Below are 18,133 nucleotides of genomic sequence, written 5' to 3'. Positions count from 1 at the left end.
GGAGAGGTATGAAACAATTTTTACTAGGCATAAAAATGCCTACAGTGCTCCTTATTGCCCTGATTTTTGGAAAATTATCCATGGCAAATACTGAAGAGCAACGGATTCCCTTTCGGGATTTATTAAGCTCTTTAGAGCAAAAATTTAATGTACGGTTCAATTACAGCGCCGATTTAATAGGTCCGACGATGGTTGAACGCCCGGATATGAGTAAAGTAAAGAAAGCCAATCTAATTACATTTCTAGAGAATCTGGCGGCAGGTAAAGTCAATATTGAAAAAATTGACGAAATGTTATATGTGGTAAAGCCGGTAAAAATTGAAAATAAAGAGAACACTGAACATACAGTGATCAGCAATCATCATATGAAAACAGTTCAAGAAGAGGTTGCCGGCACGGTAAAGGATGCGACGGACGATTCCTTGCTTCCAGGGGTTAGTGTGCTTGTGAAAGGGATGGACAGGGGGACGATAACGGATGCTTCCGGAAGGTTTGTATTGAGGGATGTTCCGGATGATGCTATTATTGTCTTTTCTTATATGGGCTATCAAACCATAGAAGAACCAATTGGAAAGCGACAGCTCATCCATGTTAGTTTACGTCGAAGTGAAAGTCAACTAGAAGAGGTGGTGGTAACAGCATTAGGAATAAAAAGAGAAGAGAAGTCGTTGGGTTATGCGGTACAGAAAGTATCAGGTGAGGAGCTACAAACTGTGAAGGGCGTCGATGTAGGAACTTCTTTAAGTGGCAAGGTTTCAGGGCTAGTAGTAAAAAATTCAACCGAATTCAATGCACGTCCAACGATTGAGCTCCGTGGCGAAACGCCAATTATCGTAATTGATGGGGTGCCTTATGGGAATATGACCTTACGCGATATCCCCACCGATGATATTGCCGATATGAATATCTTAAAAGGAGCAACAGCCTCTGCTTTATATGGTTCCAGGGGAGGAAGCGGTGCGATTATTATTACTACCAAAAAAGGTAAGGCTAAAGGATTCTCCATCGATGTAAACAGCAATACGATGACTCAAATGGGATTTCTGGCCATTCCGAAAGTGCAAACTTCTTACGGTCATGGTATCAACGGTGCTATTGCGGACGACTATGTGTGGGGACCGAAGTTGGATATAGGGCAAACTGCTGAACAATGGAATCCATTGACGAAACAATACGAGGATATGCCTTTAGTATCCAGCGGAAAAGATAATCTAAAAAACTTTCTGGAAAGAGGTATTATCACTAATAATAACGTAAGTATTACGCAAACCGGAGAGCATGGTTTTTTCAGAACCAGTTTGAATCATATTCTCAATAAAGGACAATACCCTAACACCAAGTTGAATATTATCAACTTTACAAACAGCGGTGAAATGAAGTTGGGAGATAAAGTTACCATCGGTGCACAAACGGGTTATACGCGGCAAAACGCCCCACAAATATGGGGTACGGGTTATGGCAACCAGGGCTATCTCTATCAGATCCTGATGTGGACCGGCCCCGACTATGAAATCCGTCAATATCGAGATTATTGGATTACCCCTCATCAGCAACAGAACTGGCTTTACGATGCCTGGTATGATAATCCTTATCTCATTGCTTATGAAAAGTTAAACGGTATCACACAGAATAAACTGTATGCCAGTTTTAATGCCAATTATCAGGTCAACAAAAATCTGAACATTTTATTTCGTACCGGTTATGATTTCTATAGCAATCAAGAGACAATCCGGAATCCGATTGGTATCAATTCAACAAGAAGTAATTTTTATGTCGGAAGTAGTTACATCTCATTCAATTCACTTGGGACTTATGGTATCAACAAAGATTGGGGCTTTAGCACCAATAACGATTTTATCGTAACGTATAATAACAGTTGGGGTAAATTTGGCTTGAATGCGCTTGGGGGTGGGACAATCTATTACTATAATGACCGTAGTTTAGATGCAGCCACACAGAACGGGTTAAGCGTCCCTGGATGGTATTCGCTGGCCGCATCTGTGGATAAAGCGCTGGTGGCCGAGACTGAATATCGAAGACAAATCAACAGTGTCTTTGGTAAGGCCAGCTTCTCTTGGGATGATGCCGTTTTTATTGACGTAACCGGACGTAATGACTGGAGTTCCACGCAATCAAAAAATCAGCGATCCTATTTCTATCCGTCCATAGCAGCAAGCTTTATTCTTTCTGAATACCTGAAATTGCCACAGGCATTTGATATGATTAAATTAAGAGGATCTTGGGCAGTGGATAAGTCGCCATTAGATGTTTATGCGAATAACCGTACATATACGGTTACACCAGGCGCTTGGGACAACCAAAACACGGCCGGCTATCCAAGTAATTTATTGGGAAAAAGCTTGCTGGCAAATGCGCATCGAACGTATGAATTTGGGGGAAACATTGCGTTGCTTCAGAAGAGAATCGGATTAGATATTACTTATTTTAATAAATATTACTATAACCAACAGGAGGAAGTTACCATTTCTTCTGCTTCGGGGTTTACCAAAACACTGATCAATACCGATGAAACGTATGAGCGAAGGGGCCTCGAAATTACTTTGAGCGGAACACCGATTAGAAATAGCAATTTTGAATGGAATACCGCAATCAACTGGTCAAATAACCACCAATACTATGTGAACCTAGATCCGGTTTATTCCTCCGATGATTTGTGGACCAAAAAAGGCGCAAGAAAAGATGTTTATCTTAAAAACAAATGGGAACGCGACCCGGAAGGAAATATTATCCACGTAAATGGTATTCCGAAAAAAAGTGATTATCAGAGCAAAATGGGGTATGGCGATCCGGATTTCATGTTCGGCTTTATCAATAATTTCCGCTTGGGAAATTTTAATCTAGGTATTACCATCGATGGACGTATTGGTGGCCTTATGTATAACTATATCTGGGATAAAATGTTTGATACAGGAGCGAACCCTGAGACAGATAACCAGTATCGCTACGATGCGGTCGTGAATGGTTTATCAAATTACGTGGGGCAGGGGGTGAAAGTAGTTTCAGGCGAGGCTACCTACGATAAGTATGGACGAATTACCAGCGATACCCGCGTCTATACTGCAAATGATGTACAGGTGAATTATCAGGACTATGCACAGTCGTTAAGTGGAGGCGATAAAGAACATGGTGTACAAAATCAGTCTTTTGTAAAACTCCGCGAAATATCGTTAGGATACAACTTCCCTGCTAAACTTTTAGCTAAGACTCGTATTAAGAGTGCTTCGGTCTCATTGACCGGTCAAAATGTGCTGTTATTCACTAAGTTTAAATTTTCAGACCCTGACGTCTTTACAGAGAATCTAAATTCTCCCTCACAACGAATGTTGGGCTTGAATATACGTCTTGGTTTTTAATATATACTCGTTGTACCATAAAAGTAGATTGCAATGAAAACAACTATGATAAAATATATGAGTTTGGTAGGAATATTGGCTACCTTCTTATTTTCCTGCTCCAAGTTTGAAGAAATTAATACCAATCCAAACGCTACTGATCAAGTAACGGCCGGTATGCTAGCCAGCAATATGATCCTCGATATTACCCGATCGGATATCAGTACACAAAAATCTTTTATGCAGCCGTTTATATTGGCTAAGTATGTGACTTGGCAAGAAGGGCAGGAGTCTTTTCAATATAACCGAATTACCCGGGGAAGCTTTGGCCGACTCAGCCTATTGCGCAATATTGAACCCATGATCGCTTATGCTCAAACTCCGGAACTGAAAAATTCATATACCGCCCTCGGACATTTTATCCGAGCTTGGCAGTCCTTTATTTTAACCATGCAAATGGGCGATATACCCTTTTCTGAGGCGACTAAAGGCGAAACGGAAGGAATTATAAAACCGAAATATGATACGCAAAAAGAAGTGTTTCTAGGTATTCTTAATGAGTTGGATGAAGCACATAAGCTTTTTGGACAGGGGGTCGACTTTGAAGGAGATCCGATCTACCAAGGGAGTAAGGATCAATGGCAGCGTCTGGTTAATAGCTTTGAATTATACGTACTGCTAAACTTATATAAGAAAACGGATGACCCCGACTTGTCGGTAATTTCACGTTTTCAGGATATTGTCAATTCCAGGCCACTGATGCGCAATTATAATGATAACTTCGCTTTAACTTATTTGGATAAGGATGGTCAAAAATATCCTTGGGTGAATATCAATAGCTCCAATCCGTTTACAATATACCCCATGCTTACGGCTAATTTATTGGAACCATTGAAAGCGATGCAGGATAGGCGCTTGTTTTACTATGCAAAGCCATCATCGGTTAAGCTTGCTGCAGGACTTGAGGTCTCGGATTGGGATGCATACCCCTCTGTTGAAGCATCTGCTTCTTTCAATAGCTTACAAGGAATACGGGCTTCCAAGGATTTTACCGATTTGAATGATCGATACGCCGATCTATTTAATGCGGAACCCGTAGGACAGTTTACTTATTGGGATTTACAATTTATTCTCGCTGAAGCAAGTTTACGGGGTTGGGTCAGTAACTCGGCTGTGAATTATTATAATGAGGGTATTACAGCCTCCATGCAATTCTTGGCTAGTCACACGCCCGACAATGAGAAGTACCACCATAATATGCAGATTACAGACGGCTATATTCAGACCTACCTAAATGCTAACCCGTTAAAGGGAGCAATGGAGCAGCAGCTGGAACAAATCATCACCCAAAAATATGTAGCAGGCTTTCTTCAAGATTGTGATTATTTTGCCTGGTTCGAAAATCGCAGAACAGGGTACCCTACTTTTATTTTGAACCCCGCAACTAATCTAAATGATCCGACTACTTCCTTTCCCAAAAGATGGCTATATCCTGCTGACGAACTAAATTACAACGGAGAAAATGTTGCTGCCGCCATTCAAAGGCAATTTGGAGGCAATGATAACGTCAATCAAGAAATGTGGGTGCTGAAATAAATATGGAACGGTGTAAAAAGGACCAGCTCCAATACATATCTTATAGAGCGCATTATTATATTGTTACGTGCTGATTTTGATGTTTTTATCCTATATTTAACCATCCGGTATTTAGACGGGTTTCGTATAGGGCCACCAAAATCAGGATCGTGGATGGAATGAAATTGTAATAAAGAAGGCCGTCTAAAAAGTTTTTTAGCGCAAATGGTGATGCAATTATTAAGGAATACTTTTTAGACGGTCCTAAACCAATAATAACTGAAGGAATAAGCCGTGGGGTCGCATTTTTTACATTGAAGCCAAAATTGGATGACTAATACATTAAAAAAAACACTTACACCTTTCTCTCTATGGGCTTTGGGAGTTGGCTATGTTATTTCAGGTATGTATTTCGGCTGGAATTTAGGTTTGGAAAAAGGCGGCACCCTAGGAATGGCCCTGGCCACGCTGATCGTGATGTTGATGTATATCGCTTTTACTTTTAGTTATAGCGAACTTGCCTGTGCCATTCCAAAAGCCGGTGGCGTTTTTGATTATGCAGGAGCTGCGTTGGGAAAGGATATTGCTTTTCTTGCCGGTATCGCACAAACGGTTGAATTTGTGTTTGCACCGCCAGCCATTGCCTTTGCTATCGGTGCCTATTTTAATGCCTTCTTTCCGGAAGCTCCTATTCTACAAACAGCTATTATTGCCTACGTACTTTTTACTACACTAAATATCATAGGGATTAAAGCCGCTGCCACTTTTGAATTAGTCATTACTATTCTTGCTGTCAGTGAGTTATTGATCTTCGTTGGAATTGCTGCACCTCATTTCAATGCAGCCGGTTTTGTACAAAATCCCTTACCGCATAACTGGTCGGGCGCCTTTGCTGCCATCCCTTTTGCTATCTGGTTTTTTCTCGGTATCGAGGGAATTGCAAATGTAGCCGAAGAAACTAAAAATCCGCAACGGGATATTAAAAAGGGTTTCGGTTGGGCAATCTTGACGCTTGTGATGCTTTGTGTGCTCGTATTCGTTTCCTCTGTAGGCGTGGCAGGTTGGGAAGCTATTGTTTTTAGGAATGGTGTAAATGGGGAAACTTCTGATTCGCCATTGCCTCTTGCGCTATCGCACATTACAGGAGATAACCATATTTTATATCATTTACTGATAACGGTAGGCCTATTCGGATTGGTAGCCTCTTTTCACGGATTAATCTTGGCCGCAGGGCGATCGACCTATGAAATGGGAAAAGCAAACAATTTTCCTCCTTTTCTTGGTAAAATTTCAAGCAAATACCGAACACCAAGCTATGCATTGATCTTAAACATGATACTGGGAATATTGGCGCTCCTTTCCGGAAAAACAGCAGAAATCATTACCCTCTCCGTTTTTGGGGCATTAACCCTATATGTTGTGTCAATGATAGCGCTTATCAAGTTAAGGCGTGTTCAACCCGAATTGTACCGCCCCTTTAGAGTCCCCTTGTATCCGATTTTTCCCCTCATGGTTTTAGTCATTGGTGGTATTTCCTTGCTTGCCATGTTTGTGTACAATGTGAAAATAGGATTGGTGTACTTGCTCATTATGTTATTATCTTATGCACTATTTAAAGTATTCAAAAAATGACGACACAAGAAATAGAAGAATATGTTAAACAGCATCCCGGCGGTCGGGTCAAAATTGCCGCATCGGATATCGATGGTATTCTCCGAGGGAAGTACATTTCAGTAGATAAATTTCTTGCGGTCTTAAAGGGTGAGCTTGGTTTTTGTGATGTAGTATTTGGTTGGGATGCGCATGATGTCGCTTATGATAACAGTAAATTTACCGGTTGGCATTCGGGGTATCCTGATATGCCGTTAAAGATCGATTTGAATACTTTTAGAAAGGTGCCATGGGAAGCGAATGTGCCCTTTTTCCTGGGCGACTTTTTTGACGAGCGGGGAACGGGGGCGGTCGTTTGCCCGCGGCAATTGCTGAAGCGGATTATTAATGAATGCATGCAATTGGGATACAAGCCTTTTTTTTCGCAGGAGTTCGAATGGTTTAATTTTGAAGAGACACCGCGAAGTTTAGAGCAGAAAGCCTTTCAAAACCCAATACCGCTAACACCGGGAATGTTCGGCTATTCTATTTTAAGAAGCTCGTTAAAAAATGATTTTTTTCATGATCTTTTTGAATCGCTAACTAAGTTTGGTGTACCCTTGGAAGGCTTGCATACGGAGACAGGTCCAGGAGTTTATGAGGCAGCAATCACCTATGCAAATGCGTTGGAAGCGGCTGATCGAGCTATATTGTTCAAAACGGCAGTAAAAGAAATTGCTTATCGACATGGTATCATTGCTTCTTTTATGGCTAAATGGAAAGCGGATTTGCCTGGCTGTAGTGGCCATGTACATCAAAGTCTGTGGGATGAAGATGGACAGGAAAATTTGTTTTACGACAAAACAGAAGTAAACAAAATGAGCGAATTGATGAAGCAATATGTTGCGGGACAATTGTTCTGTCTGCCCCATATGCTGCCATTGTTAGCGCCGACCATTAATAGTTATAAACGCTTGGTAGAAGGTGCTTGGGCGCCTACAACGCTAACTTGGGGGTTGGATAATAGGACAGTAGCACTCCGAATCCTAGCGTCAGGGAAGAAAGCAACGCGAATTGAAACGCGGGTTGTCGGTTCTGATACCAATCCTTATTTGGCTATTGCAGCTTGCCTGGCGGCAGGCTTATATGGAATAAAACATCAACTGCAGCTTAACCAGGCTGCTACGCTTGGAAACGGTTATCAGGATCATTCAAATGGAAATTTGCCGACGAATCTATGGGAAGCAACCGCTCAGATGAAACAATCGCCGATTGCACACGAGCTTTTTGGATCGGATTTCGTGGAGCATTTTTGCTGTACACGTGAATGGGAATGGCAACAGTTTGCCAAAGCAGTAACCGATTGGGAATTAAAAAGATATTTTGAGATTATTTAAGAAAATTAAAAATTAAAAAGCGGTAAAGTTAAACGATGAAAGCTAATAGGTATAAGGTAAAGGAAGAGAGATCCTCACAACTCATATGAATAACTAACAACTAATAACCAGCAACAAACAACGAAAATGATTTACCAATTCAACATTCCCACAACGATCCGTTTTGGCTGTGGGGCTATAAAGGAATTACCGGCTTACTTAATCGAGCAGGGCTTGAAAAGGCCTTTACTCGTGACCGACCCGACCATTGCCCAGCTGGATTTTTTTGCTGAGATCGTGAGGGACCTTAACTTAAAAGGAATTCACCTGGAAGTATTCTCCGATATTCATAAAAACCCGGTGAAATCGGATGTATATAAAGGGACTGATATTTGGGATCAAACCGATCGTGACAGTATTGTTGGTATTGGTGGTGGCGCTGCTTTGGACATCGCTCGCGCAATCGTACTGCGTGTCAATCACCGAGACGATTTGTTTAAATACGATGACTTGGTTGGAGGCGACGTGTATGTGACCAACAGCGTTCCTCACTTTATTACGGTTCCGACCACCGCAGGTACCGGTAGTGAGGTGGGAAGGAGCGCCATTATTGCTGATGACGAGACGCATCAAAAAAAAATCCTGTTCTCGCCTAAATTGATGGCCAAAATCGTTTTTGCAGATCCCTTGTTAACCATGGGTTTGCCACCTCATATTACGGCTGCAACGGGTATGGATGCCCTTACTCATAACATGGAAGCTTTCTTGGCCAAAAATCCGAATCCAATCTGTGATGGTATTGCACTTGAAGGGATGCATTTAATTGCTAAATCACTTGAACAGGCTGTGTTGAGGCCAAATGAACAGGTGCGGAGTAATATGTTAGTAGCGTCCATGATGGGGGCAATTGCTTTTCAAAAGGGTTTAGGCGTGGTGCATTCATTAGCACATCCCTTATCTTCGTTATTGGATACGCACCATGGATTGGCTAATGCTGTCAATATTCCTTACGGAATGGCTTTCAACATAGCCGGCAATGAGGATAAGTTTAAACGTATTGCCCAAGCTTTACAGCTTCGCGAAGAAGCAGGAGAAGGGGTAATAAAGTACCTCTTTGAATTAAATGAGCACATCGGGATTCCGAAAAAATTACGGGATATAGGTGTAAAAGAAGAACATATAGAAATACTGGCTGATTTGGCAATAGCAGATTTTGCACACCCGAATAACCCAAAGCCCGTAAGTAGAGAAGATTTTAAACGATTATATCAGCAAGCATTTTAATTTGGTTGAGTAGTTATTGTTAAGTAGTTAAGATGTTGAGTAGGGAAATAGCGCTAGACAAAAGACACCTGCCTGCCGGCAGGCAGGTAGGCATCAAGACATAAGACAATAAAGCTGTCTCGGCATTTGTTGGCCTGCCGGTAAGTTAGTGTCTTGATACCAAAATGGGTGCTAGCCTAAAGCTTATAGCTTAATAATTAGTCAATTGGTCGATAATTCGTCATAACTACTTAACCATTCAACGACTAAACTATTTAACTACTATTGGAAAGCACTACTTAACCCAAAGCTAACAACGAACAGCAAAGCGATGCAAAACAAAAAAATCATAGGAATGACGGATGGCAGAATGTACGATCTCTATGCCAATTGGATAAAGGGGGCCGATGCTAGTATAGAGATTATTCGTCTGGGATATAGTTTGGATAATCTAAAGGAGGTTGAAGTCTGTCAGGCGATAGTTTTCACGGGAGGAGAGGATGTACATCCTAAATACTACAACAAATTAGAATATCTTTCCTATTGTGTGCCCGTTGATTTCGATGAAAAGCGTGATGCTTTTGAATGGCAATTGCTGCGATTGGCTGAGAAACGTGAACTTCCAATTTTAGGGATATGCCGTGGCTTGCAACTAATTAATGTGTATTATGGAGGGACGCTGATTCCGGATCTAGCTTCTTGGGGAAAATTTGGTCATGCTAAATTACCCAACGGCTCACTTCCCAACCATTCGATCAATGTGGATCCCTACACCTTGCTATTTAAAATAACAGGGGCTCGCGAGGGTGTAGTTAACAGCTTGCATCATCAAAGTGCAGATAGGATAGGTAAAGGCCTGGTAGCTTCCGCTGTTACCCGAGACGGTGTGGTAGAGGCGCTGGAACGAACAGATGCTAAAGGGAAGCCCTTCTTACTGCTGGTACAATGGCATCCCGAACGAATGGAAGATGCTTCAAATCCCTTTGTGGAAAATATCAGGGAATCTTTTTTGGTAGAAGTTAAGTAGTTAATAGTTAGTAGTTAATAGTGAGTAGTGTCTAGGGGTTTCATAGGACGTAAGAGATGCTCACTGAAGTGAGTTGCAGGTGATGAATTTAGAGTTGTGAGTTGCTGGTTGCTGGTTGTGAATTACCCGTTGCGAGTTTTTTTCGTCATGTCGAGTGGTGTGATTGGGATAATAGGAGGCGAGTCGAGACATCAGTATGAAATTTTTTTGTGAGGGGTTAGTGTAGTAGCAGTTACGGTTACACTAACGAAAGCCGACTGCTGATATCTGAAAGCTGGATAAGTTGTGAGAAAGGCTTGTGCGACTGAAAACTGACCGCTGATTGTAGATAGCTAAAGTGTGTGATGAATCGCTTTTTTACTTTTTACTTTTGAATTTTTTACTTAACAAAATGAATATCATTAATCCAGCAACTGAGGAGGTAATTGCTACTGTACAGGTAGATTCTCCTACTACGTTAGAAGAGAAATATAGGCGGCTACTTGCAGCTCAACAGATTTGGGCCCAGCTGCCATTAGGAGAGCGGATAAATACGCTTATCCGGTTCGCGGCACTTTTGGAGGCTGAGTCGGCCTCTCTTGCTGAAATATTAACAGCTGAAACCGGTAAACCGTTGCAACAAGCAAAAAATGAGATTAAAGGTGCGATAAGCCGAATTAATTGGTTAACTGCAAATGCAGAACGCTATCTGAGCGATGAGCTCATGCAGGAAAATGGGACGGTGCGCGAATGCATATCCTATGAGCCTCTAGGTGTTATCGGAAATATTTCCGCTTGGAACTATCCGTATTTGGTAGGGGTAAATGTGTTTGTGCCCGCCCTGATAGCCGGTAATGGGGTATTATACAAACCGTCTGAATATGCGACGCTGACGGGACTAGAAATCGATAGGCTGTTAAAAAAAGCAGGCGTACCGGATCACGTCTTTCAATTGGCGATTGGTGATGGACCAGTGGGAAAAATGATGCTAGATATGGAGCTCGCCGGTTATTTCTTTACGGGCTCATATCATACCGGTAAGTATATCTACGAACAGGTATCTCAAAAGATGGTGCCTTGTCAGCTCGAATTGGGCGGAAAAGATCCGCTTTACATCGCCAATGATATCAGCAACATAAAAGCAGTAGCAGAAGCAACAGCGGATGGTGCCTTTTATAATAATGGACAGAGTTGTTGTTCGGTCGAACGAATTTATGTCCATCAAGACATTTATGATGAATACCTCGATTATTTCGTACAGCAGGTAAAGGCATGGACAGTGGGTAATCCATTAGATGATGATGTTTACTTCGGCCCGTTAACGAGAAAGCTACAAATTAACATATTGGAAGCGCAAGTTAACGATGCATTAGCAAAAGGCGCGAAATTGCTTTGTGGGGGTAAAGCCATTGATGGGAAAGGGTTTTACTTTGAGCCAACAATATTGGTTGATGTGACACATGACATGCTTATCATGAAAGAAGAGAGTTTTGGTCCTATCATAGGAATCATGAGCGTAAGATCGGATGAGGAAGCCTTATCGCTGATGCAGGATACTGATTATGGATTAACAGCAGGTATATATACCGATTCAGAAGCGCGCGCCGTTTCTTTACTGAAAAAAATTGATGCCGGCTCTGCCTATTGGAATTGTTGCGATCGCGTAAGTGCAGCAGTTCCTTGGAGTGGTAGAAAGCATTCTGGTATTGGTTCGACACTTTCGCATCAGGGGCTACGGGCCTTTACCAAGCCCAAAGCCTGGCATTTGGTAGGTAGTAAATAGGGAGTTGGGAAATAGTTAAGTAGTGATGAGTGTTGAGTTATGAACTATGAGTGATGAATTACGTTGCCAGACTTAAGTCAAATATCGAACACCTAATGTTGATAGCTAATAGCTGAAATGAGTGATAAATCGCTTTTTATTTTTTACTTTTTACTTATCCTGATACCTATGTCTTGCTACTTACATCTTGATACCAAATTCTGTGCTCGCAACTCACAACTGGCAACTCATAACTCAAAAGGCTGTCTTAATACTTGATGCTTATAGCTAATAAAATGGAAAATAGAAGAGACTTTATAAAGAAAGCCGCATTTTTAGCGGGAAGTACAGGTCTGTGGAATGCATTGCCAAAGTCATTACAAAGAGCTTTGGATATTAATCCTGCACCAGGTAGTACTTTTTATGATGCTGAGCACATCGTCTTGCTCATGCAGGAAAACCGATCATTTGACCATTGTTTCGGAACATTAAAAGGCGTACGTGGGTTTAACGATCCCCGAGCGATCAGATTGCCGAATAAAAACCTAGTTTGGTTGCAGTCGGACCCGGCAGGGCATACCTATGCGCCATTTCGGCTCAATATGAAGGAAACAAAATCCACCTGGATGGGAGGCCTTCCGCATTCATGGGAAAATCAAGTGGATGCTCGGAACAATGGTAAGTATGATGGATGGTTGAAGGCAAAGCAATCGGGAAATAAAGCATACAAGAATATGCCTCTTACCCTGGGTTATTTTAACCGCGAAGATATCCCGTTCTATTATGCCTTTGCAGATGCCTTCACTTTTTGTGATCAACATTTTTGTTCGTCCCTGACGGGTACAACAACGAATCGCCTTTTCTTCTGGAGTGGAACGCTGAAAGGGGCGGCAGGCGAGCAGGCGAATGTGAGAAACTCAGACGTCTATTATAATAAGGAAGTGAGTTGGAAGACTTTTCCTGAACGATTGGAGGAACATGGCGTAAGCTGGCGGGTATATCAGAATGAATTGAGTATACAGACTGAGTTGGAAGGCGACAGGGAATATTGGTTGTCCAATTTTACCGATAACAATTTGGAGTGGTTTAAACAATATCACGTACGTTTCAGCACCGGTCATCATCGATTCCTGACAAAACGGTCGGAGCAATTGCCGGCAGAGATTACGGAGTTGGAGGTACAGATCAAGAAAACGAAACCGAATCAAGTACAAAGCCTCAAAAAGAAATTGAACCAAAAAAGAGAACAGCTGTCCAAATATAAAGAGGAGTTGGCCAAGTATAACCCCGAGAATTTTGCAAAGCTCAGCAGCTTTGAACAACAGTTACACCAAAGGGCCTTTACCACCAATATCAACGATCCAAACTATTACAATATTGAGGAAGTTTCCTATATTGATGGGGGTGAGGAAAAGAAAATGCAAGTGCCGAAAGGGGATATCCTACATCAATTTAGAGCGGATGTAAATTCCGGGAAGCTCCCAACCGTATCGTGGTTGGTGGCACCCCAGGCATTTTCGGACCACCCCAGTTCACCTTGGTTTGGTGCATGGTATGTGTCCGAAGTGTTGGATATCCTCACCAGAAATCCCGAAGTCTGGAAGAAAACGATCTTTATGCTTACCTATGACGAAAACGATGGATATTTTGATCATGTGCCGCCGTTTGTCGCTCCTAACCCTAATGATATCGACAGTGGTGCGGTTTCAGAAGGCTTGGATACGCGTGATGAATATGTGAGTATGGAAGAGGAACGCAAACGAGATGGAATGGATAAAGATGACCTTCGGGAAAGTCCCGTTGGTTTGGGATATCGCGTACCATTGATCATTGCATCTCCGTGGACACGTGGGGGCTGGGTTAACTCCGAACTTTGTGATATTACCTCTACGATTCGTTTCATGGAAAAGTTCTTGGAGAAGAAAATAGGAAAGCCAATTAGGGAGACGAATATTAGCAGTTGGCGGCGCGCTATTACAGGCGATCTGACCTCCGCATTCCGCCCTTACAACGGGGAGACGCTATCCTTACCTGGTGCTGTGAAACGCAATGAATTTGTACAATCGATCTATAAAGCAAAAGTGAAGGACTTGCCAAAGGGCTTTAAGGAACTGAAGCAAGATGAGATTGCGTTCATTAATAAACATCCTTTTAATTCGCCTTTATTACCCCAACAAGAGAAAGGTATAAAAAACTCGAATGCTTTACCCTATGAGCTTTATGTTGAAGAGAGGCTGGTAGATTCAAAGGCTGTTGAACTTACTTTTCTTGCAGCGGATGAGATTTTCGGTGAAGGGGCCGCTGGTGTAGCTTTTAATGTTTATGCTCCCGACAAATACCTGAAAGAGAGCGCTAGGAGCCAACCAATATGGGAAGCAGTAAAAACATGGGCCTTCGCTGTGAAAGCGGGGGGTAGACTAAGCTACCAATGGCCGTTCGACCGTTTTGAAAATAAGCAGTATCATTTACAGATTTATGGGCCTAACGGCTTTTTTCGCGAGCTGAAAGGCACCGAAATGGATGATGTGATTTCGGTACAATGCCTATATGAAAGACAAAAAGATGCGAAACAGCTGACTGGCAATATCGAACTGCAATTAATGGGGACCCAAGGAGGGTTGGAAGTGGAACTGAAGGATTGGTCGTACGGTAAAGGCCTAATTCGAAAAAAAATAAAAAATAACGAAATTGTCAAGATCGTTATGGATACCTCAAAAAGCTACGGTTGGTACGACTTTTCTTTGTTTATTAAGGGTCGGCCAACATTTGAGCGACGCTATGCGGGCAGGGTGGAAACGGGCGCCGACTCAAAAAGCGATCCATTTATGGGAAGAATGGTGGAATAGTTGAGTAGTTAAGTTGTTGAGTAGTTAAGTTGTTGAGTAGGAAAGTAGTTAAGTAGTGATGAGTGTTGAGTTATGAACTATGAGTGATGAATTACGTTGCCAGACTTAAGTCAAATATCGAACACCTAATGTTGATAGCTAATAGCTGAAATGAGTGATGAATAGGGCGTCTTGCTACCTGATACTTACCTGCCTACCGGCAGGCAGGTGTCTTAATACCTAAGCAAAGCGGACTGACCATGACAGTTGTTTGGAAAAGAATGCGTTATTTTGTTTTGATTTTATGGAGGGGTGATAAAACCTAGTAAAGATAGCTTAATAAATAGTAAAGATCGCAAAATGAAGCTATATTGAAAGTTCTTTACTTTGTATTTCTATCCTTTTTAACTAAACAAAATAACACATGGAGGTTGCCTTATTTGTACCATGTTATGTAGACCAATTTTATCCGGGAGCAGCACGAGCGACACTTGAACTCTTAGAAAAGCTAGGGGTGAAGGTTTCTTATCCTGAGGGACAAACCTGTTGTGGACAGCCAATGGCCAATTCAGGCTATGAGCACCTTACCGGAGGATGTAATGAGAATTTTATCAAACGTTTTCAGGGATATGATTATATAGTTTCACCTTCAGGAAGCTGTGTCTTGCACATAAAAGATCACCTGCACTCGGATCAGTCTCCTACAATAAGCAACGAGGTTCGCGAACGTGTCTATGAATTAACCGAGTTCCTTACTGATATTTTAAAAGTAACAGCGCTGGACGCCCGTTTTCCGCACCGTGTAGGCGTGCATCAAAGTTGTCACGGGCAACGGGGCTTGATGCTTTCGCAGATGAGCGAACTAACTGCCGAGCCCTTTTCAAAACCCGGTAAACTGCTTAGTATGGTAAAAGATATCGAGCTAATTGAACTGGATCGGAAGGACGAGTGTTGCGGTTTCGGTGGAACTTTCTGTGTAGCAGAAGAAGCCGTATCGGTAAAAATGGGTAAAGATCGCGTAGCCGATCATTTGCGGCACGGAGCTGAGTTTATAACAGGAGCGGATATGTCCTGCCTTATGCATATGGAAGGTATTCTTCGAAGACATAAAAGTGCTACCAAAGTGATACATATTGCCGAGATATTGAATAGTCAGTAGGTAATGATAGCGAGTTTAAAACCGAAGGAGTTTTACCTGCCTGCGGTAGGCAGGAGTAATAAGTTATACGTTGTAAATAACATAAAGCTTATAGCGTAGCGCAATCATATGGAAACACAACAAAAGAAACACGCCGCATTAGCGGATATCTTTAATAAAGATGAAGCTCGAGTCGATTGGCACGATCAAACGCTTTGGTTCGTTCGGTCAAAACGTGATCGATTAACGCACGATATCCCGGAATGGGAGGAGTTACGGAACACCGCTTCTCAAATTAAAAACCATGTGCTATCCCGTTTGCAGGATTATTTGCTAGCGTTTGAAAAAAACGCGCAGGCAAATGGCGTGCAGGTTCATTGGGCGGCAGATGCGCGTGAACATAATCAAATTGTTTGCGAGTTGTTGAAGAAGCATGGCATCGATCGGATGGTAAAAAGTAAGTCTATGCTGACGGAAGAATGCCATTTGAACGATTACTTGGCAGACAATGGGATTGAAGTAATTGATTCAGACTTAGGTGAGCGGATTGTTCAGCTTGCTAAAGAAATGCCCAGCCATATCGTACTACCTTGCATTCATAAGAAAAAAGAAGAAATCGGCGATATTTTCCACGAGCATCTTGGAACTGCAGCAGGTGTATCAGATCCGCAGATTTTGACGGAGACGGCTCGACAGCATTTAAGGGACGTTTTTGTTACACGCAAGGCGGCATTGACGGGAGTGAATTTTGCGATTGCAGAGACAGGAGAAATGGTGGTATGTACCAATGAAGGTAATGCAGATATGGGCGCTCATCTTGCTGATATACACATTGCCAGTATGGGCATAGAAAAGTTGATTCCAAAGCGGGCTCATTTGGGCGTGTTCCTCCGTTTGTTGACAAGAAGTGCAACAGGGCAACCTATTACCACCTATTCAAGCCATTTCAGAAAGCCAAGGAAGGGACAGGAAATGCATGTTATTTTAGTGGACAATGGGAGAAGCCGGCAACTCGGCAGACCTGATTTTAAAAACTCGCTGAAATGCATTCGATGCGGCGCCTGTATGAATACTTGTCCGGTATATAGACGCAGCGGGGGCCATAGCTACCATCACGCTATATCAGGCCCTATAGGCTCCATCTTGGCTCCTAACTTGGATATGGAAAAATTTGCAGACCTTCCCTTTGCGTCAACGCTTTGCGGTTCATGCAGCAATGTTTGCCCTGTAAAAATAGATATCCATAACCAGTTGTACAAGTGGCGACAAGAATTGGTAAAAGCGGGATATACCGATAAGAAAAAAACAATGGCCATGAAACTGATGGCAACCACTTTGGCGTCGCCCACTAAATTTAGGTTAGCAGGAAAAATGGGGCGTTTTACGCTTAAGTACGCGCCATTTACGGTAAATAACAGTCTTAACCCATGGTATAAAGGACGTGAGATGCCGGTGCCTCCTAAGCAATCTTTTAGTGAATGGTATAAAGAGCGAAATAGATGAGTTTTATGTTATAAGTTATAGGTAATACGTTTTTTTAAACACGATTGAGAAAAAACGGTGAACTTAAAACCTATTACTTAAAACTTACAACCTTACGAAATGACAAGTAAAGACAAAATATTACAAGCCATTAAGGCAGCGCAGTTGGATGAAGTAGCATTACCCGCTCCGGTTGAAAACCCAACGGTATACGACGATCCGGTACAGAAATTTTCGGATGTTGCAAAAGCTGTCGGAACCAGTGTCCTGGAGGCGACGAACCTGGAAGCGGTAAAAGATCATCTTTTGCAGACCTATATTCCCGAAGTGCAGGCAAGGTGGTCTATTGAGAAATCTTTACGGATTGTGTCAACCTTGCCTGAAATGGAAAACCTGGCCGAACAGATTGTTGACGCCGATCTCAATCCGCATAGCTTGGAAGATGTTGATATAGCTATTATGGCTGCGCAGTTGGGTGTCGCCGAAAATAGCGCACTATGGGTTCCGGAAACACTTATACGTGTACTGCCTTTTATTTGTCAACATTTGGTGCTGCTTGTCGCGAAAAACCAGATCGTAAATAATATGCACCAGGCTTATGAGAAGATGGGGCTAGGCGTCGATCCCTTCGGAGCTTTTATCGCGGGACCCTCAAAAACGGCGGATATTGAACAGTCTTTAGTACTGGGAGCCCATGGCCCGCGAAGCTTAGCGATTTATTTGTTGAGCAGTTAAGCTGTTGATTAGTTAAGTTGTTGAGTAG

At 42.3% G+C, this 18,133-nt stretch carries 10 protein-coding genes and 1 pseudogene; all 11 read left to right on the top strand.

The features are described from left to right. Positions 1-8 precede the first annotated feature (8 nt). The 11 genes and pseudogenes from ACH11B_RS03335 to ACH11B_RS03285 all read left to right on the top strand — a co-directional run bounded on the left by ACH11B_RS03335 (position 9) and on the right by ACH11B_RS03285 (position 18,105). Positions 9-3,374 (top strand): SusC/RagA family TonB-linked outer membrane protein, encoded by a 3,366-nt coding sequence (locus ACH11B_RS03335; RefSeq protein ID WP_377611647.1) that lies wholly within the window; start codon positions 9-11, stop codon positions 3,372-3,374. A gap of 33 nt (positions 3,375-3,407) precedes the next feature. Further along, the gene (locus ACH11B_RS03330; RefSeq protein WP_130858116.1) at positions 3,408-4,949 is read left to right on the top strand and encodes a SusD/RagB family nutrient-binding outer membrane lipoprotein; all 1,542 of its coding nucleotides are present in this window, start codon (positions 3,408-3,410) and stop codon (positions 4,947-4,949) included. Between the two features lie 309 nt (positions 4,950-5,258). Next, positions 5,259-6,560 carry an ethanolamine permease gene (gene eat, locus ACH11B_RS03325; RefSeq protein WP_013663974.1) on the top strand — a complete coding sequence of 434 codons (1,302 nt, stop codon included), beginning with the start codon at positions 5,259-5,261 and terminating at the stop codon, positions 6,558-6,560. Further along, on the top strand, positions 6,557-7,915 hold the full coding sequence (locus ACH11B_RS03320; RefSeq protein WP_289554350.1) for a glutamine synthetase family protein: 1,359 nt from the start codon (positions 6,557-6,559) through the stop codon (positions 7,913-7,915). Before eat ends, ACH11B_RS03320 begins: the two co-directional genes overlap by 4 nt. Positions 7,916-8,041: 126 nt before the next feature. Then, positions 8,042-9,178: an iron-containing alcohol dehydrogenase gene (locus ACH11B_RS03315; protein WP_377611645.1), complete on the top strand. Its 1,137-nt coding sequence runs from the start codon at positions 8,042-8,044 to the stop codon at positions 9,176-9,178. 304 nt (positions 9,179-9,482) lie between these two features. After that, positions 9,483-10,184, top strand: a pseudogene (locus ACH11B_RS03310) (gamma-glutamyl-gamma-aminobutyrate hydrolase family protein); the annotation flags it as partial. 391 nt (positions 10,185-10,575) lie between these two features. Continuing rightward, the gene (locus ACH11B_RS03305; protein ID WP_149104981.1) at positions 10,576-11,946 is read left to right on the top strand and encodes an aldehyde dehydrogenase family protein; all 1,371 of its coding nucleotides are present in this window, start codon (positions 10,576-10,578) and stop codon (positions 11,944-11,946) included. 275 nt (positions 11,947-12,221) lie between these two features. Further along, a complete protein-coding gene (locus ACH11B_RS03300; protein WP_377611642.1) occupies positions 12,222-14,771 on the top strand; it encodes a phosphocholine-specific phospholipase C in 2,550 nt (849 codons plus the stop codon). A 403-nt stretch (positions 14,772-15,174) separates the two neighbouring features. Further along, positions 15,175-15,909, top strand: a complete 735-nt coding sequence (locus ACH11B_RS03295) for a (Fe-S)-binding protein (RefSeq protein WP_130858110.1) — start codon at positions 15,175-15,177, stop codon at positions 15,907-15,909. A gap of 108 nt (positions 15,910-16,017) precedes the next feature. Beyond that, the gene (locus tag ACH11B_RS03290) at positions 16,018-17,391 is read left to right on the top strand and encodes a lactate utilization protein B (protein ID WP_013663966.1); all 1,374 of its coding nucleotides are present in this window, start codon (positions 16,018-16,020) and stop codon (positions 17,389-17,391) included. A gap of 99 nt (positions 17,392-17,490) precedes the next feature. Then, positions 17,491-18,105 (top strand): LUD domain-containing protein, encoded by a 615-nt coding sequence (locus tag ACH11B_RS03285; RefSeq protein ID WP_013663965.1) that lies wholly within the window; start codon positions 17,491-17,493, stop codon positions 18,103-18,105. The last annotated feature ends 28 nt before the right edge of the window (positions 18,106-18,133 follow it).

It is taken from the genome of Olivibacter sp. EAT-5, assembly GCF_044784325.1.
GTDB lineage: Bacteria > Bacteroidota > Bacteroidia > Sphingobacteriales > Sphingobacteriaceae > Olivibacter > Olivibacter oleidegradans.
The sequence above is the reverse complement of the archived record's forward strand: the minus strand, read 5'-3'. Positions and strand labels throughout refer to the sequence as shown.